Origin of the sequence: Duganella sacchari (assembly GCF_900143065.1) — a bacterium.
Classification (GTDB): domain Bacteria; phylum Pseudomonadota; class Gammaproteobacteria; order Burkholderiales; family Burkholderiaceae_D; genus Rugamonas; species Rugamonas sacchari.
This window is the reverse complement of the sequence record NZ_FRCX01000007.1, coordinates 383,330-403,733: the sequence shown is the minus strand read 5'-3', so window position 1 is coordinate 403,733 and position 20,404 is coordinate 383,330. Positions and strand designations below refer to the sequence as shown.

At 60.9% G+C, this 20,404-nt stretch carries 14 protein-coding genes; 1 reads left to right on the top strand and 13 read right to left on the bottom strand.

Going from position 1 to position 20,404, the window contains the following annotated elements; translation table 11 throughout:
• Nucleotides 1–7 precede the first annotated feature (7 nt).
• From folP to BUA36_RS18135, 3 genes are all read right to left on the bottom strand, one after another.
• On the bottom strand, nt 8–847 hold the full coding sequence (gene folP, locus BUA36_RS18145) for a dihydropteroate synthase (RefSeq protein ID WP_072786710.1): 840 nt from the start codon (nt 845–847) through the stop codon (nt 8–10).
• A 68-nt stretch (nt 848–915) separates the two neighbouring features.
• Entirely contained in the window at nt 916–2,799 is a 1,884-nt protein-coding gene (ftsH, locus tag BUA36_RS18140; RefSeq protein ID WP_072786709.1) for an ATP-dependent zinc metalloprotease FtsH, read from the bottom strand.
• Nucleotides 2,800–2,995: 196 nt separating this feature from the next.
• Complete coding sequence (locus BUA36_RS18135; protein WP_072786708.1) at nt 2,996–3,688, bottom strand: RlmE family RNA methyltransferase; 693 nt, start codon at nt 3,686–3,688, stop codon at nt 2,996–2,998.
• Between the two features lie 44 nt (nt 3,689–3,732).
• Here BUA36_RS18135 and yhbY point away from each other — a divergent pair, with 44 nt between their 5' ends.
• Nucleotides 3,733–4,197 carry a ribosome assembly RNA-binding protein YhbY gene (gene yhbY / locus BUA36_RS18130; protein ID WP_072786707.1) on the top strand — a complete coding sequence of 155 codons (465 nt, stop codon included), beginning with the start codon at nt 3,733–3,735 and terminating at the stop codon, nt 4,195–4,197.
• A gap of 34 nt (nt 4,198–4,231) precedes the next feature.
• Here yhbY and BUA36_RS18125 read toward each other — a convergent pair whose 3' ends face one another.
• The 10 genes from BUA36_RS18125 to BUA36_RS18080 form a co-directional block, all read right to left on the bottom strand.
• The gene (locus tag BUA36_RS18125) at nt 4,232–4,711 is read right to left on the bottom strand and encodes a DUF4149 domain-containing protein (RefSeq protein WP_072786706.1); all 480 of its coding nucleotides are present in this window, start codon (nt 4,709–4,711) and stop codon (nt 4,232–4,234) included.
• On the bottom strand, nt 4,711–5,187 hold the full coding sequence (gene greA, locus BUA36_RS18120) for a transcription elongation factor GreA (protein WP_072786705.1): 477 nt from the start codon (nt 5,185–5,187) through the stop codon (nt 4,711–4,713). Before greA ends, BUA36_RS18125 begins: the two co-directional genes overlap by 1 nt.
• Before the next feature lie 100 nt (nt 5,188–5,287).
• Nucleotides 5,288–8,506: a carbamoyl-phosphate synthase large subunit gene (carB, locus tag BUA36_RS18115; RefSeq protein ID WP_072786704.1), complete on the bottom strand. Its 3,219-nt coding sequence runs from the start codon at nt 8,504–8,506 to the stop codon at nt 5,288–5,290.
• The gene (gene carA, locus BUA36_RS18110; protein ID WP_072786703.1) at nt 8,499–9,683 is read right to left on the bottom strand and encodes a glutamine-hydrolyzing carbamoyl-phosphate synthase small subunit; all 1,185 of its coding nucleotides are present in this window, start codon (nt 9,681–9,683) and stop codon (nt 8,499–8,501) included. Before carA ends, carB begins: the two co-directional genes overlap by 8 nt.
• A 221-nt stretch (nt 9,684–9,904) precedes the next feature.
• Nucleotides 9,905–10,315, bottom strand: coding sequence for a GlcG/HbpS family heme-binding protein (locus tag BUA36_RS18105; RefSeq protein ID WP_072786702.1), 411 nt, complete (start codon nt 10,313–10,315; stop codon nt 9,905–9,907).
• A gap of 13 nt (nt 10,316–10,328) precedes the next feature.
• Nucleotides 10,329–11,243 carry a patatin-like phospholipase family protein gene (locus BUA36_RS18100; protein ID WP_072786701.1) on the bottom strand — a complete coding sequence of 305 codons (915 nt, stop codon included), beginning with the start codon at nt 11,241–11,243 and terminating at the stop codon, nt 10,329–10,331.
• Nucleotides 11,244–11,300: 57 nt separating this feature from the next.
• On the bottom strand, nt 11,301–12,662 hold the full coding sequence (locus tag BUA36_RS18095; RefSeq protein ID WP_072786700.1) for a Gfo/Idh/MocA family protein: 1,362 nt from the start codon (nt 12,660–12,662) through the stop codon (nt 11,301–11,303).
• A gap of 38 nt (nt 12,663–12,700) precedes the next feature.
• Nucleotides 12,701–15,664, bottom strand: coding sequence for a TonB-dependent receptor plug domain-containing protein (locus BUA36_RS18090; RefSeq protein ID WP_072786699.1), 2,964 nt, complete (start codon nt 15,662–15,664; stop codon nt 12,701–12,703).
• Between the two features lie 105 nt (nt 15,665–15,769).
• Nucleotides 15,770–19,075, bottom strand: coding sequence for a TIM-barrel domain-containing protein (locus BUA36_RS18085; RefSeq protein WP_072786698.1), 3,306 nt, complete (start codon nt 19,073–19,075; stop codon nt 15,770–15,772).
• A gap of 14 nt (nt 19,076–19,089) precedes the next feature.
• Nucleotides 19,090–20,397 (bottom strand): DUF3472 domain-containing protein, encoded by a 1,308-nt coding sequence (locus tag BUA36_RS18080; RefSeq protein WP_072786697.1) that lies wholly within the window; start codon nt 20,395–20,397, stop codon nt 19,090–19,092.
• Nucleotides 20,398–20,404: the final 7 nt, after the last annotated feature.

The window sequence follows — 20,404 nt, the reverse complement described above, 5'->3', positions numbered from 1 at the left end:
GTAGATTTTATTGCGCGGCTTGCCAAACCTTGACCGCATCCACGGTCTCGGCAACGTCGTGCACGCGCACGATTGTTGCGCCCTGCGCTACTGCTGCCAGTGCGCCGCCCACGCTGCCCGCCATACGCTGCTCTAGCGGCTTGCCGGTCACTGCACCGATCATGGATTTGCGCGACAACCCTGCCAACAGCGGCATATTCAGCTCGGCAATCAGCCGGGATGTTGACTTTAGCAACGTGTAATTATGCTCTACCGTTTTGCCGAAGCCAAGACCGGGATCGATGCAGATTCGGCGTGGATCAATGCCCGCCGCCAGCATCGTTTCAACGCGCTCACGCAGAAACGCGATCACTTCCGCCACCACGTCTCCGTAGGCTGGCGCCAGCTGCATATGCTGTGGATCGCTTTGCATGTGCATAATGCATAATGCGCAGTCGCTATCACGTACCGCATCAATGGCGCCGGGCGCGCGGAAGCCGTTGATGTCGTTAATCATATCGACGCCGGCGATAATGGCTTCGCGCATCACCTGCGGCTTGTAGGTATCGACCGAGATCGCCGGCCCCATGTCGCGCACGGCGTACAGCACCGGCATCACGCGCTGCAACTCGTCTTCGAGCGACACCGGCGGCGAGCCGGGACGGGTCGATTCACCGCCCACATCGATGATGTCGACGCCATCCAGTATCATCTGCTCCGCGTGCGACAGCGCAAACTCCAGCGACTGATAGTTGCCGCCATCGGAAAACGAATCGGGCGTCACGTTCAGGATGCCCATGACGCGCGCACGCGCGCCCTGCCCCCGCCACGGGAAATTGAAACGGCCAAACTGTAAGGTAGATTGCATGTGTAGCGATAATGAAAAAGGGCGAGGATTGCTCCTCACCCTTTTATGTTAATGCGGTGACCGCGCGTTTAAGCCGGCGCCGTCACGCTAGGCGATACGCCGCTGCCGCCGTCGCCAGGAGGCTGTTTGCGGATCGTCACGCCAGCTTTCGGCGGACGTGGCTCCAGGCCTGCCATGATGTCGTTGATCTGGTCTGCGTCGATGGTTTCCCACTCCAGCAGTGCCTTGGTCATGACTTCAACCTTGTCGCGGTTCTCTTCCAGCAGCTTGCGGGCCAGCGCATATTGCGTGTCCAGGATATTGCGGATTTCCGCATCCACTTTCTGCTGGGTGGCTTCCGAGATGGTCTTGTTGGTGCCGCCCATAAAACCGTCGTTCTGGGTATCTTCATACACCATCACGCCCAGTGCATCGGACATACCGAACTTGGTGACCATCGAACGGGCCAGCTTGGTGGCGCGCGAGAAGTCGTTCGACGCACCGGTCGACATCTGACCCACGAAAATCTCTTCCGCGATACGGCCCCCAAACAGGATGGAAATTTCTTCCAGCATCTTGTCCTTGTAGCCCGAAATATTGTCGTGCTCCGGCAGTTGCCAGGTCAGGCCCAGGGCCCAGCCGCGCGGCATGATGGTCACTTTGTGGACCGGATCAGCCTTCGGCAGCAGCTTGGCAACCACCGCGTGGCCCGACTCATGGTAGGCGGTATTGCGGCGCTCATCTTCACGGATGACCATCGATTTACGCTCAGGCCCCATGTAGATCTTGTCCTTGGCATCTTCGAAGTCCTGCATGTCGACCAGGCGCTTGGTACGGCGCGCAGCAAACAGCGCGGCTTCATTGACCAGGTTGGCCAGATCGGCGCCGGAGAAGCCTGGCGTACCACGGGCCAGGATATCAGCCTTGACGTCGGTGCCAATCGGCACTTTGCGCATGTGCACATTCAGGATCTGCTCACGGCCGCGGATGTCCGGCAGGCCAACGGTGACCTGGCGGTCGAAACGGCCCGGACGCAGCAGCGCCTTGTCCAGCACGTCCGCACGGTTGGTAGCGGCAATCACGATCACGCCGGAGGTGGCTTCAAAGCCGTCCATCTCCACCAGCAGCTGGTTCAGCGTCTGTTCGCGCTCGTCGTTACCGCCGCCCATGCCGGCGCCACGATGACGGCCGACCGCGTCGATCTCGTCGATGAAGATGATGCACGGCGAATGCTTCTTGGCGTTTTCGAACATGTCGCGGACACGGGATGCACCCACACCGACAAACATTTCAACGAAGTCCGAACCGGAAATCGAGAAGAACGGCACTTTGGCTTCGCCGGCAATGGCGCGCGCCAGCAGGGTTTTACCGGTGCCTGGAGGACCGACCATCAGCACGCCGCGCGGAATGCGGCCGCCCAGTTTTTGGAACTTGCTCGGGTCTTTCAGGAAGTCGACGATCTCGGCCACTTCTTCCTTGGCCTCATCGCAACCGGCGACATCTGCCAGGGTCACGGTGTTATTGGTCTCGTCCATCATGCGCGCCTTCGACTTGCCGAAGGAGAATGCGCCGCCCTTGCCGCCGCCCTGCATCTGGCGCATGAAGAAGATCCATACGCCGATCAGCAACAGCATCGGGAACCACGAGACGAATACCTGCGACAGGAACGATGGTTCCTCAGGCGGTTTGACGTCGAAGTGAATGCCGTTGTCGCGCAGATCACCGATCAGGCCCCGGTCCAGCAGCGTGGCGGTGGTGCGGACTTTGGTGTCATCGCTACGGGTGGCGGTAATGTTGCCACCTTCAATCGTCACATCTTTGATGCGCTTGGCTTTCACGTCATCCAGCAGGTCGGAATACGCAATGGACTTGGCGCCTCCGCTTACGCCATGGCTGTCAAACTGCTTGTACAGCATAAGCAGCAGCAACACCACGACTACCCAGATGGCTGATTTAGAAAACATGTTATTCACGAAAACTCCTTGGATGCGAGGCGCATCGATAAATCTGGCCGAACTTCGATTTTACTCGCAATAAGCAGGCGTTGCCAGAAACCTGCCGTGCGCCAGCTTAAAACCGGCTGAAAAGCGCATTATTTACCCCAAAAAACCATGCAATCAAGGCAAAAATGCTTTTCCCGGGTTGGATGTGCGGGTATTTCAGCAAATATCAAGGGCGCCAGCCATCAGAATCCAACGGTTGCGCCGAGGCCATGCCGTCCGTCGGGTTCTTCAGGCCGCGGCCGAGCAGGAATATCTCGGACGATTTGTCGCGGCTGGCTTTGGGTTTCTTCTGGATCACGGTTTTAAACTCGGCGCGGAATTTAAGCACGATATCGTTGAAGCCCATGTCTTTAAAACATTTGACCAGCAAGGCGCCGCCCGGTTTCAAATGGGCCTGGGAGAATTCGATTGCCAGATCGATCAGATGCTCCATGCGTGCGGCATCGGAATCGTGAATGCCGGACAGGTTGGGCGCCATGTCCGACAGCACCAGGTCCACTTTCTGCCCCTGCACCACGGCTTCCAGCTGCTGCAGTACCTCCGCTTCGCGGAAATCGCCCTGGATGAAATGGAAGTCCGCAATCGGCGCCATCGGCAGCATATCGAGTCCGATCAGGGTGCCGTTGATGCCGCCGCCCTCCTTGCCAGCCAGCTTGCGGCGGGCGTACTGGCCCCAGCTGCCCGGCGTACAGCCAAGGTCGACGATGACCTGGCCGGGCTTGATCAGCTTCTCGTCCTCATCGATCTCTTTCAGCTTGAAAGCCGCACGGGCGCGATAGCCCTCTTTCTGGGCCAATTTCACGTAAGGATCGTTAATATGGTCGTGAATCCAGTTTTTGTTTATTTTGTTCTTAGCCATTCGCGTAGAATACTGCCTTTAAGGAACCTACAAAAAGAAATTTTATGATCAAACTTACACCAGCCGAGCGCAGCGCACTGCGCGCCGAAGCCCATGGCCTGAAACCTATCGTCCTGATTGGCTCCGATGGTCTGACTGCCAACGTTATCAAAGAAATCTCGCTGGGGCTGGATTCGCACGGCCTGATTAAAGTCCGTGTGTTCGGCGACGACCGCGAAGCCCGCATCGCGATGTACGAAACCATCTGCGAACAACTGAAAGCGGCGCCGGTACAGCACATTGGCAAACTGCTGGTCTTGTACCGCCCGAAAGTGGAAACCGAAAAGACCCGCGCTTCGGCCGGCAAAGGCATGCGTGAAGTCACCATCGTCAAAGCCAGTGCCAGCGGCACCAAACGTCCGTCGGTGACCAAGGTTTTGCTGAAGGGGAATGAACGCGTTACCCAGGGCGGCAACATCAAGCGCGCCAAAGCACGCCAGAAGTCGACCAAGAAGAGTGTGTTGAGCTAATCATGTCACGGGGGCCATCAGGCCCCCGAATTTTTTACTGCTTCACCACCAGCCATGCGGCCAGCAGGCTCTGTACCAGGTAAATGGTGCTGGAAATACCGTGCAGGATGCCGAACTCATTACGCGCAGCACCTTCCATCACCCCACCCGGCCCTGCGGCTGCCCGCAGCGACGCCATCATCGGCTGCAGGCCGAAGTGCGACACCAGCGTACACGCCAGCATCACCAGCACAATAATCAACAGCGTACGGCGCGCCTTGGCGGCCATATTGGCTGCGGGACCGGCAAAGATGCCGCCCGTACTGGTCTGGGTCGCCCACAGCAGCGCCAGCATCACCAGCGCGCAGGCGATCGACAGCCAGGCTTGGTTGGTAAACAGGCTGGCGGCAATACTGCCGGCCAGCACGCGGTCACTCAGGGTGGCAAACAGGGTCGGCGCAGCCAGATAGCCCACCGCCCAAAGACTGCCGGCCCACAAGGTGGCGACCAGCAAACGTGTGCGGGCGAGTAACATCAGACGTAACGCACTTCCAGAATTTCGTACTCGCGCGGACCCGCAGGGGCCTGCACTTCCACCACGTCGCCGGCCGACTTGCCGATCAGCGCGCGGGCGATCGGCGACGTCACCGAAACCTTGCTCAGTTTCAGGTCGGCTTCATCGGTGCCGACGATCTGGTAGCTGACCTTGTCGCCGGACTCCAGGTCTTCCAGGTCCACGGTCGCAGCAAACACCACGCGGCCTTCCGCATCCAGCGTGGTCGGGTCGATGATTTGCGCGGCGCTCAGTTTGCCTTCCAGTTCGGCGATACGGCCTTCCACAAACGCCTGGCGCTCCTTGGCGGCATCGTACTCGGCGTTTTCCGACAGGTCGCCATGCGAGCGTGCTTCGGCAATCGCGTCGATCACGATACGGCGTTCTTTGGTCTTCAACTGGTGCAACTCTTCTTTCAAGAGTTCGGCGCCGAACTTGGTAAGTGGAACTGAAGTCATGTTGTCTATTTACTCTGTTTTTACAATGGAAAACCACAGAGGCCGCGCCAAACTGCAGCGCGAGCTCTGTGGTCCGGGTACTACCTAAACCTATTAAGGCTTAGTGTAAGGTTTTATGCAGCCCTTGTAAATCGTACACACGCAATTCGTCCAGATGGCGGATGCCCTCGACCGCCGCTTCGGCGCCGGCGATGGTGGTGTACGTGGTCACGCGCGACGCCAGCGACGAGGTGCGGATGGCACGCGAGTCGGTGATGGCGCTACGTTTTTCTTCCACAGTATTGATCACCAGGACGATTTCGTGGTTCTTGATCATGTCGACCACGTGCGGACGGCCTTCCACTACCTTGTTGACCGCAGTGACGGGAATGCCCGCCGCCGAAATCACCGCAGCAGTGCCTTTGGTCGCCGCCAGCGTGAAGCCCATGTCGACCAGGTCGCGCGCCACTTTCACGGCGCGCGGCTTGTCCGACGATTTCACCGACAGGAATACCTTGCCCGATTTCGGCAGCTTGACGCCAGCACCCATCTGCGATTTCACGAAGGCTTCGCCGAAGGTCTTGCCGACGCCCATGACTTCACCGGTCGATTTCATTTCAGGGCCGAGGATGGTGTCCACGCCAGGGAACTTCACGAACGGGAACACGGCTTCCTTGACGCTGTAGTACGGCGGCACTACTTCTTTGGTCACGCCCTGGTCTGCCAGCTTCTGGCCCACCATGCAGCGCGCGGCGATCTTGGCCAGCTGCAGGCCGGTTGCCTTCGACACGTAAGGCACGGTACGCGAGGCGCGCGGGTTCACTTCCAGCACATAGACCACATCCTGGCCGTCCTGCTTCTGGATCGCGAACTGCACGTTCATCAGGCCGACCACGTTGAGGCCCTTGGCCATCAGCGAAGTCTGACGCTTCAGTTCATCGATGGTCTCCTGCGCCAGCGAGTACGGTGGCAGCGAGCAGGCCGAGTCGCCCGAGTGCACGCCAGCCTGTTCGATGTGCTCCATCACGCCGCCGATGAAGGTGGTTTCGCCGTCGGAGATGCAGTCGACGTCGCACTCGATGGCGTCGTTCAGGAAGCGGTCCAGCAGCACCGGCGAATCGTTCGACACCTTGACCGCTTCGCGCATGTAGCGCTCCAGGTCACGCTGCTCGTGGACGATTTCCATTGCGCGGCCACCCAGCACGTAGGAAGGACGCACCACCAGCGGGTAGCCGATTTCCTGCGCCAGCGCCAGCGCTTCGGTTTCGGTACGCGCGGTGCGGTTAGGCGGCTGGCGCAGACCCAGGTCCTGCAGCAGCTTCTGGAAGCGCTCGCGGTCTTCCGCGGCATCGATCATGTCCGGCGAGGTGCCGACGATCGGCACGCCATTGGCTTCCAGGTCCAGCGCCAGTTTCAGCGGAGTCTGGCCGCCGTACTGCACGATCACGCCCACTGGTTTTTCCAGTTCGACGATTTCCAGCACGTCTTCCAGCGTCAGCGATTCGAAGTACAGGCGGTCCGAGGTATCGTAGTCGGTCGACACGGTCTCCGGATTGCAGTTGACCATGATGGTCTCGTAGCCGTCTTCGCGCATGGCCAGCGCAGCGTGTACGCAGCAGTAGTCGAATTCGATACCCTGGCCGATACGGTTAGGGCCACCGCCCAGCACCATGATCTTCTTCTTGTCGGTCGGATTGGACTCGCACTCTTCATCGTAGGTCGAGTACATATACGCGGTATTGGTCGCGAATTCCGCGGCGCAGGTGTCCACGCGCTTGTACACCGGACGGATGTTCAGCTCATGGCGCTTGGCGCGCACGGCGGCAGGCGTGGTTTGCAGCAGGAAGGCCAGGCGGCGGTCCGAGAAGCCCTTCTGTTTCAGCTTGTACAGCACGGTCTTGTCCAGCTGTTCCAGCTTCTGCGTGTCCATCCACAGTTCCAGGTCGACGATCTCTTTAATCTGGATCAGGAACCATGGGTCGATCTTGGTCAGCTGGTGCACTTCTTCCATCGTGAAGCCCTGGGCGAACGCATCGCCCACGTACCAGATACGCTCAGGACCTGGCTCGCCCAGTTCCTCTTCGATCTTCTCGCGGTCCTTGGTTTTCTCGTTCAGGCCATCGACACCCACTTCCAGGCCGCGCAGGGCTTTCTGGAACGATTCCTGGAAGGTGCGGCCAATCGCCATCACTTCACCGACCGATTTCATCTGGGTGGTCAGGTGGTGGTCGGCGGTCGGGAATTTCTCGAACGTGAAGCGCGGGATCTTGGTGACCACGTAGTCGATCGACGGCTCGAACGACGCCGGGGTGGCGCCGCCGGTGATCTCGTTGCGCAGCTCGTCCAGCGTAAAGCCCACCGCCAGCTTGGCCGCCACCTTGGCGATCGGGAAGCCGGTGGCTTTCGACGCCAGTGCCGACGAACGCGAAACGCGCGGGTTCATCTCGATGACGATCATGCGGCCGTCTTTCGGGTTGATCGAGAACTGCACGTTGGAACCGCCCGTGTCCACACCAATTTCACGCAGCACCGCCAGCGAGGCGTTACGCATGATCTGGTATTCCTTGTCGGTCAGCGTCTGGGCTGGCGCCACGGTGATCGAGTCGCCGGTGTGCACGCCCATCGGGTCCAGGTTTTCGATCGAGCAGATGATGATGCAGTTGTCCGCCTTGTCGCGCACCACTTCCATCTCGTACTCTTTCCAGCCCAGCAGCGATTCTTCAATCAGCAGTTCGTGGGTCGGCGAAGCTTCCAGGCCGCGTTTGCAGATCGCCTCGAATTCTTCTTCGTTGTAAGCGATGCCGCCGCCGCTGCCGCCCATGGTGAACGAAGGACGGATGATGGTCGGGAAGCCGACTTCTTTCTGCACGGCCCACGACTCTTCCATCGAATGCGCCACGCCGGAACGGGCCGAGCCCAGACCGATCTTGGTCATCGCATCCTTGAACTTGGAACGGTCTTCGGCCTTGTCGATGGCTTCCGGCGTCGCGCCGATCAGCTCGACCTTGTACTTGTCCAGCACGCCGTTGCGGTGCAGGTCCAGTGCGCAGTTCAGCGCGGTCTGGCCGCCCATGGTTGGCAGGATCGCGTCCGGCTTTTCCTTGGCGATGATCTTCTCGACGATTTGCCAGGTGATCGGCTCGATGTAGGTGACATCGGCCATTTCCGGGTCGGTCATGATGGTCGCAGGATTGCTGTTAACCAGGATGACGCGGTAGCCTTCTTCGCGCAGGGCCTTGCAGGCCTGGGCGCCGGAATAGTCAAACTCGCAGGCCTGGCCGATAATGATCGGGCCAGCGCCAATAATCAGAATGCTTTTAATGTCAGAACGCTTAGGCATTTACTTTTTCTCCAGATGCTTGCATCAGGCCGATGAAGCGGTCAAACAGGTAGGCGACGTCAGTCGGGCCAGGCGATGCTTCAGGGTGGCCCTGGAAGCAGAACGCCGGCGTGTCGGTGCGGGCGAAGCCCTGCAGCGAACCATCGAACAGCGACACGTGGGTCACGCGGCAGTTGGCCGGCAGCGTGTTCGGATCAACCGCAAAACCGTGGTTCTGCGAGGTGATCAGCACTTGCTTGCTGTCCAGGTCCTGTACCGGGTGGTTGGCGCCGTGGTGGCCGAATTTCATTTTCAGGGTCTTGGCGCCGGACGCCAGGCCCATGATCTGGTGGCCGAGGCAGATGCCGAACAGCGGGATCTTCTTCTCCATGAATACCTTGGCGGCAGCGATCGCGTAATCGCATGGCTCAGGGTCGCCAGGGCCGTTCGACAGGAACACGCCGTCCGGGTTCAGCGACAGCACTTCTTCTGCGGTGGTCTGGGCTGGCACCACGGTGACTTTGCAGCCGCGTGAGGTCAGCATGCGCAGGATGTTGCGCTTGACGCCGAAGTCGTACGCCACCACGTGGAACTGGGCGGCCGGCGAGGCACTATCCAGCTTGCCGTAGCCTTCGCCGAGCGTCCACTCGGTTTCGGTGTATTCGTATTTGTCCTTGACCGTGACCACCTTGGCCAGGTCCATGCCGGACAGGCCGGGGAAGGAACGGGCCAGGTCCAGCGCTTGCGACGCCGACGGCTCGTTGCCCTGGGTACCGACCAGGATGGCGCCGGACTGGGCGCCCTTCTCGCGCAGGATACGGGTCAGCTTGCGCGTGTCGATACCGGCGATGGCGACGATATTCTCGGCCTTCAGGTAGTCAGCAAGCGATTGGGTGGAGCGGAAGTTCGAAGCGATCAGCGGCAGGTCACGGATGATTAGACCAGCTGCATGCACTTTGCTGGATTCGACGTCTTCGGGATTGATACCGTAGTTGCCGATATGGGGATACGTCAGGGTGACGATCTGGCGGCTGTAGGAAGGATCGGTGAGGATTTCCTGATAGCCGGTCATGGAAGTGTTAAAGACCACTTCACCGGTCGTATGGCCGGCAGCGCCGATCGAAAAACCTTTGAAAATGGTTCCGTCAGCGAGGGCCAGTATGGCTGGAACGGCGGGGCCAGAAAAAAATGGCGGCAAGGGCAACTCCTGTTAAGTTACCGTAGCTGCGCCACGTCAGACGACCGTCAAGCAACCCAGGCCATGCTTGCGCCGGGGGTGAGGGTCAGATTGATGATGGATTGAGTGGTAGTCGCTACGGTAGAGATGTGATTTGGCTAAACCTTTGAATTATAACCAAAACTGCCCTGCTTGGCAAGGCCGCCCGGTGTTGCGCCGGGCGGTTTTTTTACGTCTGTTGCTTAGTTCAGCGCGGCGATGCCGGCTTTTGCAATTTGTGCATCTTCGGCCGATTTCACGCCCGACACGCCGACGGCGCCGATGATATGGCCGTCAACGATGATCGGTACGCCGCCTTCCAGCATGCCATCGGTCTGTGGCGCCGGGGCGCTCAGGAACGATACGCGGCCATTGTTGATCATGTCTTCATAGATCTTCGATTCGCGGCGGCCCAGGGCCGATACGCGCGCCTTGGCTGGCGCGATATGCGACGACAGCGGCGCCGCGCCGTCCTGGCGTTGCAGCCACAGCAGGTGGCCGCCGTCGTCGACGATGGCGATGACCACTGCCCATTTATTGGCAACGGCTTCCGCTTCGGCGGCAGCCGCGATTTTCTTGACGTCGTCCAGCGACAGGTAGGGTTTGGTTTGCATAGAGCTTCCTTGGTTACGGTTTGCGTTTAGCTTCGAGTTTCTGTTTGATCTGGGCCATCACCTGCGCGGCGGCCTGCTCGCCCGCCAGCACGGCCTGATTGCGGCCATTGAAGTCGTTGCCGGCCATCTTGCCCAGCGGTGGCTGGATCACGACGTCGGCATCCCTCAGTTCATATTCGTTGATGCGCTGGCCCATGATGCTGAAGGTCTGCATGATGACGTCCAGCGAGCTGACGGTGGCCTGCACATCGGCCTGCGTCGAGATATTGACGGCGATGACGAAGTCCGCGCCCATGTCGCGCGCAAAGCGCACCGGCACCGGCGCCACCAGGCCGCCGTCCACATAGGTGCGGCCAGAAATCGTCACCGGCTGGAACACGCCTGGCACGGCCGACGACGCGCGCACCGCCATGCCGGTATTCCCGCGCTGGAACAGGATAGGCTTGCCGTCTTTCAGATCGGTCGCCACCGCACCAAACGGGATCTTGAGTTTTTCCATCGGCTGGTTGTTGACCGCCTTGTTGACGTAGGCCTGCAGCGCCTCGCCTTTCAGCACGCCGGTGGATTTGCGGAACAGCGGCAAGGCCCAGTCGGAAATCGAGGCTTCGTCCATTTCCATCGCCAGCTTTTGCAGCTGGAAGCCGGTATTGCCGGCCGCGTACAGTGCTCCCACCACGCTGCCCGCGCTGGTGCCCACCACGATGTCTGGATAAATACCCTGCGCCTCCAGCGCCTTGATGACGCCGATATGGGCAAAGCCGCGCGCCGCGCCGCCGCCCAGTGCCAGGCCAATCCTGATTTTCTTCGGCGGCAGCGGTTCGGCCACCGGCTGCGGCTGCAGCACAGAAGTCTCCGCGACGGGCGTGGTCTTGCAGCCGGCGAGTGCGGCTGCGGCAAGAGTCAGAAGGACAAGACGGCGTGCAAGCATGGGCAGTGTATAAGCGAATTTAAGCGCCCAGATTGTACACCGCCCCGCCCTCTTGCATTAATACCGGTCGTCGAAAGCGAAGATCGGCTTGCGCGATTTCCACTGGCCGGCGGTAAAGTCCGGGAAGTCCAGCGTCTGGAAATTCTGCGCAATCGACTGCTCCGACAGCGGCGTGATGGCGCTCCACGTCACCGCATCGTAAATATCGATCGGCATTGGCGCCTCGGCCTTCAGCGCCTCCACAAACGCGTGGATCACGAAGAAGTCCATGCCGCCATGGCCCGCGCCCTCCGCTGTTTTGGCATACTTCTTCCACAGCGGATGCTCGTACTTGTCCTGCCAGACCTGGAAGTCATCCCACTGGTGCGGCTTGCTCTTGCCTTCGATATGGATCGAATGGTTCACATCCATCCACAAGCCATCCGTGCCTTGCACGCGGAAGCCCAGCGAGTAAGGACGCGGCAGCGAGGTATCGTGCTGCAGGAGGATGGTCTCGCCGTTTTCGCAGGCCAGCGTGGTGGTCACCACGTCACCCAGCTTGAAGGTGGTCTTCGCGCTTGGATGATTCGCACCGCCCTGCTTGACGACGTAATCGTGCAAGCCACGTGCCTTGGTCGCAAACGCGTTAATGCGCGTGAAGCGGTTGCCGCGGTTGATGTTGGTGTACATCGCGCACGGGCCAATGCCATGGCTTGGATACAGCTCGCCATTGCGCTGCACGGAATGCTCGGTGCGCCAATGCGCCTCGGACCAGCCCTTGGCGCCATATTCCACGCCACCGCCGTAAGGCTTGGCCGGATCGCCGCTATTGAACTTCACTGCGCGCAGGTCGTGCTGATAGCCGCCCTGCAGGTGTACCAGCTCGCCAAACACGCCGGCACGCACCATTTGCAGCACCGCCATCACATCACGGCGGAAGCACACATTCTCCAGCAGCATATACGGCGTTCTGCTTTTCAGCTGGGTGTTCAGCACATCCCAGTGATCCTGCAGCGTGATGCCGGCCACCACCTCGCAGCCCACGGCGATTTTGGCCTGCATTGCGGCAATCGCCATCGGCGCGTGCCATTCCCACGGTGTGGCGATGATGACGCCATCCAGGCCGCCCGCATCCAGCATGCGCTTGTAGGCCTGGGTGTCGCGGTCCTCGCCATAGGTTTTTGGCTTGGGCTTGTTGAACTTTTCCACCTGCTTGAGCGCGCGGCCCAGCATGACCGGTTCGATATCGCACAGCGCCGCCACTTCTACATCATCGCGGCGCAGCAGCTCCTGCAGCAGCACCTGGCCGCGCATGCCGGTGCCGATCATGCCGAGACGGACCTTCTGGCGCGTGGCCGCAAACGCTTTCGGGAGCATCAGGCTGCCCGCCAGCGCCGCGCCGGTGGTGAGAAAGTCGCGTCGATTGAATTGCTTGTCCATCAGTTATAACCTCTGAGAGTGTGATTCATTGTAGCGGATCAAAAGAACTTGTAGCTGGCCGAGAAAGCGTACTGGCGTCCGAACAGATTGGTGCTGTGGTTATAACCTTCCCAGCCGTTCGGATCGTAGGTAGGCTGTTTGTTCAGCAGGTTCTTGACGTTCAGGCCCAGTTCCAGGTTCTTCATCGGTTTCCAGTTCAGGCCCAGATTGACCGTGTAGTAAGCAGGTGCGCCGTCGCACAAGTCTTTCGGCATCGAGACGCCAGCTGCCATGCAGGTGCCTGGCAGGTTGTCGGTATCCCACGGTGCGGCAGCCCATTTGGTTTTGCCGGTGTAGTTCACGAACAGGCTGGTGACGAAGTTGCGGTAGGCCCAGTCGGCATTGAAGGTGGCGCGGATACGCGGCGAATCGTAGTAGCCCACGTAGTTGCCGCTGAAGCCAGTGCCGTCTTCCGAGTTGTAGGTTTCGCGGCGGCGGATGGTCGCCGATACACCGGTATTCAGCTTGCCCATTTCGCCAAACGAGAAACGGGTGCGCGCATCGACGTCGATACCATCGATCAGCGTACGGCCACGGTTCGAGTAGGAGTTAATCAGGCCGCCGATATTCCCTACCGAGTAAGTTGGCACGCCACCTGCGCAAGCAGCCGCATTGGCCGCGTTCCGGCACATGGTTGCCACTGCCGCCATGTTGCCGCGGTCCGCATCGCTGATCGGGTTGCGGGTCGCCGCGGCGCTGCCGGCCAGGGTCGGGCCGTATTTGTCGACCAGTTGTTTGAACAGCTCATTGAAGTCCTGACGCACGATTTCGTTGCGGCGGTAGACGAACCAGTAGTCCACCGAAATGCTGACGTCTTTCGCTGGCTGCAGTACCAGGCCTGCCGTCGAGATCTTGGCCTTCTCCGGACGCAATTGCGGATTTGGCGGCGTCAGGCCACCCACGGTGGTCGAGCAGTTGGAGTTCAACAGCGTCTTGCCCAGATCCACATCGGTCGGCGCGACGGACTTCATCAGCACCCGCGCGATCGCATTGGTTTCATCGCAGCGTACGGTGTCGCGGATGCCGCCCACCTGCGCGAACACGCCGCCACTGCCCGACTCCGCCAGGTTAGGTGCACGGAAGCCTTCCGAGTAGGTACCACGCACCAGCACTTCCGGGCGGGCGCGCCATTGCACGCCCAGCTTGGGCGCCAGGTTGGCGGCAAAGTTCGGGTATTTGTCCAGGCGCGCGGCAGCATTCAGCTCCAGCGTGTCGGTCACCGGCACCACCACCTCGCCAAATACGGCGGCGATGTTGCGCTGACCATCGAACCATGAACCGCCCTGCTGTGTAATTAGGCCGTTCGCCGCGTCCTGGTTGCCCGGCGTGGAGAAGCTCTCGCGCATCAGGCTCGCGCCCACTGCGGCGCGCACTTCACGGTCGCCGATCTTGGCGATGGTGCCTTCCACCTTGCCGTCCCAGGTAATCAGCTTGGTCCACGACTGGATGTCGAAGGTTGGATAGGCGTCACGCAGCAGCGCCGCGTTGGCGTCGCTGATGACGCCAAACTTGTAAGCCGGATTGTCCGAGATGTAGGTGCGGCCGGTTGCCGGATCGGTGGTGAACGGACCAAACGCCTTCTCGAAGCCCTTAGTGTTGATGTTGATGGTCTGGTACAGCGTCGAGTGGCTGCCGGCCACGGTAACGGCGGTTTCAAAGTCCCAGCCATTGCCAAAGCTGCCGCGCAGGCCAGCCAGCGCACGGTAGCTGTCATCGATATTGGTCTGGCCGAAGTGGCCAGGCGCATCCAGCAGAATGTAGTTCAGGCCCGCCGCACCTCCCATCTTGGCGACCATGTCGGCATCCAGTTTACCCTTCAGGTAGGAGTTGTTCGGCCCCAGGTAAGGCGTCGTGAAGGTGTTCAGCGTGGTGCCGGTATTACGCGCAAACCAGTTGTTGTTGGTGCCGCTGTTGAACGAACGCGGGCCATTTTCGCCGCGCAGCTTGATATGGGTGTACACCGTTTCCGCAAAGGCTTCCATGTCGCCGGCCAGTTTCAGGCGGCCGCTCAGGTAGCCCGTGATACGGTCCGAAGTTGGGCCGGTGTCCAGCGCATACGGCAGCGAGTTCCACACGCAGCGGGTGCCGGAAGCTTCGGTGATATAGGTGCTGCAACCGTTCACCGCACGCTGGGTGCGGGCGTTGTTGTTGGCCTTGTCGAACACGAAGAAGGTCCCCGGGTTCATCACGCCAGGCTCGCTGCCCACGCCTACACGGAAGCCTGGAACGAAGGTCGGATTGTTTTCGTAGAAGCCTGCGGGACGTTTCAGGTAAGTGTCTGCAGTGGAGATGCGGTCGCGTTGATACACGTTGACCGAGCCATAGATGTTATAGCCGTCCTGTCCCAGATCGCCATGGCCGTAAATCAGGCTGCCCTGACGTTCGCCGTAGGATTTGACTGCAGGCGCGGTATCCATATTGCCGCGCGCCTCGAGGCCCTGGTAGCCCTTCTTGGTGATGACGTTGATGACGCCCGCCACCGCATCCGAACCATAGACCGCCGACGCACCATCGGTCAGGATCTCCATACGTTCGATGGCCGCTGCCGGAATCGCGTCGATGTTGACAAACATAGTCTGGAAACCAGACGGTGCGCCATAGAACGACAGACGGCGGCCGTTCAGCAGCACCAGCGTGCCCTGCGCGCCCAGGCCGCGCAGGTTGGCCTGCGAGGCGCCGTCGGAACCGGTGAACATCGAGCGGAAGTCCTGCTGCGCCGGGCGCGCCGCAGGCAGGTTGTCCAGCACCTGCAGCAGCGTGCGCGCACCCATGTTCTCTATCTGTTTGGCGTCGATGACCTGCACCGGCGACGCCGTTTCCGCGTTGATGCGTTTCAGGCTGGAGCCGGTCACCTCAACCCGCGTGATCTTCTCGTCCTTTTTATCATCCGGGTCCTCCGCTGCCAGCGCGTGTGAAGCCAGACCTACCGCCATCATCGCGGCCACCAGTTTTTTCATATGCATGACTATCTCCCTCGTTTATTTACATGGTTTGTTTGTTATCGTCAGGCTGCAACAGCCCCTCCCCGGTCCGAAGAGGGGTTCTTTCTAGTGAAAACTTTGTTTAGATCAGCGTGGGCTGACGGTACTTCCTTCCGTGCCGATGAGGACCGCGTTGGCCCAGTTGCCGCACACCTGCGCCGGCTTGCTGCCACGCGCGCCCAGCGTGCGCAGGCTGATCTGGCTGAGTCCCCGTACGTCGATCTCCGGCTTGACAACCGCCGGCGCGGTAATCAGGCCACTGTCGTACAACAGACGCTCGCCGCTCCAGACCTGGAACTGCAAGCCGCCCGCGTTGCGGCAGCTGTCGTCCACGCCCAGGTCGGCGCGCAACAGATTCCAGTTGCCGGCCAGTTGCAGATCGATGCGGCTGTTCGCGCCGACGCCCAGGCCTTTGCGGAACCACAGGCCGTTCATCCGCATCTCCTTGCCGTTGGCAGGCTTGTCGCGGCTGACGCTCTTGGGCAGGGCCAGGTCGGACAGATACTGCTGCAGCTCCGGGCCTTCCTTCGGCTGGTAAGCCATGACATGGAAGGTGGACAGTGTGATCGGCGCCACTTCGCTGGCGACGGCAGCGTTAAACACACGTGCTGCCGATGCGCCGACCGCAGTCACCATCGGATCTGTGCCCGCTGCACCATCGCCCTCGGGGTTCTGCGTGCTGAGGACGCGGAAGCGCAGCAGGCGGCCAGCGGTTGGCGCGAAACTGATCGCCTGCACACCTTCCTGCAATTTCAGCTGGCCGCGTTTGACCGGCGTGCCCCAGTCGCCGTTGTTGTCGCCCATGTAGATTTCATAGTCGCGGATCTGGCCGTGCTTCCAGTGCTGGTCATTGCGCGGTGCGATTTCAATGCCGTCGATGAGGCGGCGTTCGGTGAAGCCGATCACCCATTCATGCGGCCCGCCCTGCACCGCCGGGCTGCGCGTGGTGCGGAACCAGGTGGCCGGGTTGTTGTCGAATGCGTTTTCCAGCGGGTTGCCGGTTTCTTCGGATGGCCGGTTCAATACCATCATCGCGTCCGCAGGGATGGCGCGGCCCAATGCCGGCGCAGAAGGGAAAGCGTCATCGGCGACCGCCAGCGCGGCGCCGGTCTGCACGCTGACGCGCAACGGCTGGCGGATGTCCTGGCTGGCAGTCTTCACGTGTAACGTGCCCTGACGTTCAGCGGCGTCGAAATACCAGCCTTCTTTAGCGGCGTCGAACGCAGCGCGGTCGGCCAGTGGCGACAGCACAGAACCCGAGGCGCCTGCCGCAGCGGTCACGCTGACTGCCGCAGGACGCTGACGTGCCAGCATGCGCAGCGCATAGGCGCGGCGCGGCAGCTGCTTGTCGTAGCTGCCGCTCACCGGCGCCACATCGACCGTTACGCCGTCAGCGCTGGCATTCATGCGGATGGTCTGCTGACTGAAGGCGCCATCCTGATAGCGGCGGGTATTGCCATCGTCTTCATACAGCGTATATTCAGACGCGCCATGCGGATACAGGTCCAGCGTCAGCACATCCTTGGGCTTCTCGCCGTCATACAGCATCTCCGGATACATCGGCAGGATGGCGCCAGCGCGGACAAACACCGGCAGCTTGTCCAGCGTGACAGCCAGGTCGATATCGCGGCCTTCCTTGCCGGCCGTGGCCTGACGGCCATCCCAGTATTCAAACCACTGTCCTTCCGGCAGGTGGATGCCGCGGCGCCAGCCCTGGCTCACGGCCTGGCTGCGGTACACCGGCGCCACCAGCAGGTCGCGGCCCAGCATGTACTGGTATTTATACGCTTCGGTGTAGGCGGCGGGATCGTTCGGGTAATCCCACATCAGGCCGCGCACCAGCGGCGCCCCGCTCTGCTCCGCTTCACGCATCAGCGTGTACATATATGGCGTCAGACGCATCTTGAGCTTCAGGTAGCGGCGATTGATGCTGACATACGGCTCGGCAAACCACCACGGGTGCTTGCGCTCCGCCGCCGCCCAGCCGGACATGCCCATCAACACCGGGGTAAAACTCTTCCACTGCAAATCACGCGTATAAGTCTCCGGGCTGCCGCCGAAAATCGCATCGACGTCGCCGGTGGCATAGGCCTGGCCAGACAGGCCGGAGCCGATCAGCGTCGGCACATGCCAGCGGATATAGTCCCAGCTGGCGCTCTGGTCGCCAGTCCAGGTGACAGCGTAGCGCTGGGTGCCGGCCCAGCCCATCACGGTCCAGATGAACGGCCGCCCATCGGAATTATTCAGAATGCCGTCATAGGCCGACTTGTTGGCATCCAGCGAGAACTGATAGCCCTTGCCGGTCCACGCCACGTCCAGCTTCTGCACGCGGGTGCCGGCGGTGCCGACTTCCCACGCCATTTTCTCGACGCCGTTTTCGGTCCACAGGCCGGTGCGGAATCCGTACTTGGCCAGGCCCTGCACCGTCTCCGGCAGCGCCGAGTAGCCGCAACCATAGCCATCATTCGGCAATATCCAGCCGCCTGGCATATCGTGCTCGCGGTATTGTCGGGCCACGGTTTCAATCACGTCCGGCGTCTTGCCGGTCGGGCCATCGGTCCAGCCTTTCGGCACCGTGCCCGGTTTCTTGACGTTGTCGCCGTCGTTATAGCAGTCGGCGTCGCCGTATTCCAGCGCCCAGCGCGGCAGCATGCGCGCGCGGCCGGTCCATTCGGTGTAGCGCGCCAGCACATCGCGCACGTCCTTGCCGACAAAGTAATACGCGTCGAAGCGCGCTTCGTCATGCTCCAGCGAGATCTGGTCGCCCTGGCGCAGATCGTAGCTGCCGTCCGACCAGGTATTACGCAGCATGCCCCAGCCGCGCGAACTCATAAGAAATGGCGCCGGGCTAGGACGGTCGCCCTCTTCCCAGCCGCCCGAGTACGACACCTGCAGCTGCTTGCCCTTGAATTCATAGCGGCCGTTCTGCTGGCCGCCGCCAAAGAAACGCTCGGCCTTGTCGCTCGACAGCGTCTGCACGCTTTGCTTGTCGCCCAGCTCCAGCGGCTGCACCTCGCGCCACAGCGCTTGCGTATCGCCCGCGCGGAACAGGCTGAAACGCAGCGGCTTGCGGTCGATGCGCAGGCTCAGTGCCTTGGTGCTGATCACAATATGGTCAGGCTGTTCGCTGACGCTGTGCTCCACCGAAGCAGCCGGCGTGGCCACCACAATCGGCGCTGCCTTGTCGCCCGCGCCGGTCAGGCCGGACTTGGGGCCGGCCCAGATATGCAAGACATCCGCACGCGGCAAGCTGATTTGCACATGAGCGCCAGTGTCGGTGACCAGGTCCCACTGCTGGCCGGCGCCGGCGTTCACGGTGCGTAAATTACCGATCGGTGCGGCCAGCACCGGAGCGCTGGCCAACACGGCGGCAATAGCTGAAACAAATTTCATGTTCTTCCTTACGATTACTGCGGCAGGCTGTTGACGTCTACCGTTGGTTGCTGGCCGGTGGCAGGCCGGGTAAAGTTTTGATTGACCGGCACGTAGTCGGCGAAGAAACCACCGTTACGCAAATAGAACTGGCCATTCTGGAGTCCACCTGCGTAATCCATGCGCTGCGCGTTGGTCACAGTAGCATCGCCCGTGAGACGCGCGGCTGTCACCTCAGACCACGCGCCAGAGACGTTACGCGCCCATTGATTGCCAAACAGGACGCGGCGTCCGTGGTAGCCATTGGTGTCGATGAAGTTTTCCAGGAAGGAGTGATTGCCGGTCAGGTACGTCGTCGTGGAAGGACGCTTCCAGGTCGCCATGTAGCGCCACGCCCCTGTTTCAGGTGCATAGAACCAGGCCGAGTACAGCGTGCTGCCAGCGCCGTCCGGCCGCGCGCGGGTGATGAATCGGTAGGTGTTACCGGCCACCCAAGGATAGACCAGATATGCCTGGCCGCCCGTGCCTTCGCCGCCAAAACTGTTATCCACCACGCCAGCGCCTTTGCTGACCAGCGTCGTCTTGGCGCCGTTATCGGCATCCCATACCGAGAACAGTACCCAGCGTTCGGTGGGCGATTTGACCTGGATGCCAAGGTAGCCTTGGCCAAAACCATTGGCCATGAAGTAGGAGCCAATTGGATCCTGCGCCGCCGGGACCGTGACTTCGTTGTAGAAGTATTCGGTGTTGGCCGGTGTCGTATAACCCATGTGGACCGAAGGCCCACGGCGCGACCAGTAATAATTGGCCGCATCGCTGGCGTAATTGATGGTCGCCGAGGTGGTGACCTTCAGTGCCGAGACATCGCCGAAATAGCCGCCGTCTTTGCTGACACCCTGCAGGTCCACTTTCACATAACCCGGTGCCGCCACGTTCACCGTACCTACCGCATAAGTCTTGCTTGCCGTAGTGGCCAGCTTGACGGTGAACGGCGTGCCGTTGACCGTGACCTTGATGGTACTGTTATTACTGCCCGCCAGACGTGCATCGAGTCCCAGCGTCACCGAGCCGGCGGACGCCATGCGGAAGTAGGCGCTGGTGACAGTGTTGGCATTCGTCCAGTTGGCCAGGCCGCTATCGTTGATGATTTCATCCGCTCCGGCCGGCGCCGACGTGATGAAGGCATTGCCGGCCAGCGCCACCGTCTGCACGCTGGCAGCGGCGGTTTCAACACGGGCGCCCAATGTCTGGGCGACAGGCGCGCTGACGGTGCTGGCGCCATTGCCACCACAAGCGCTCAGGAACAGTGCTGCTGAATACAAAAACATACGTCGTTGTTTCATGTCATCT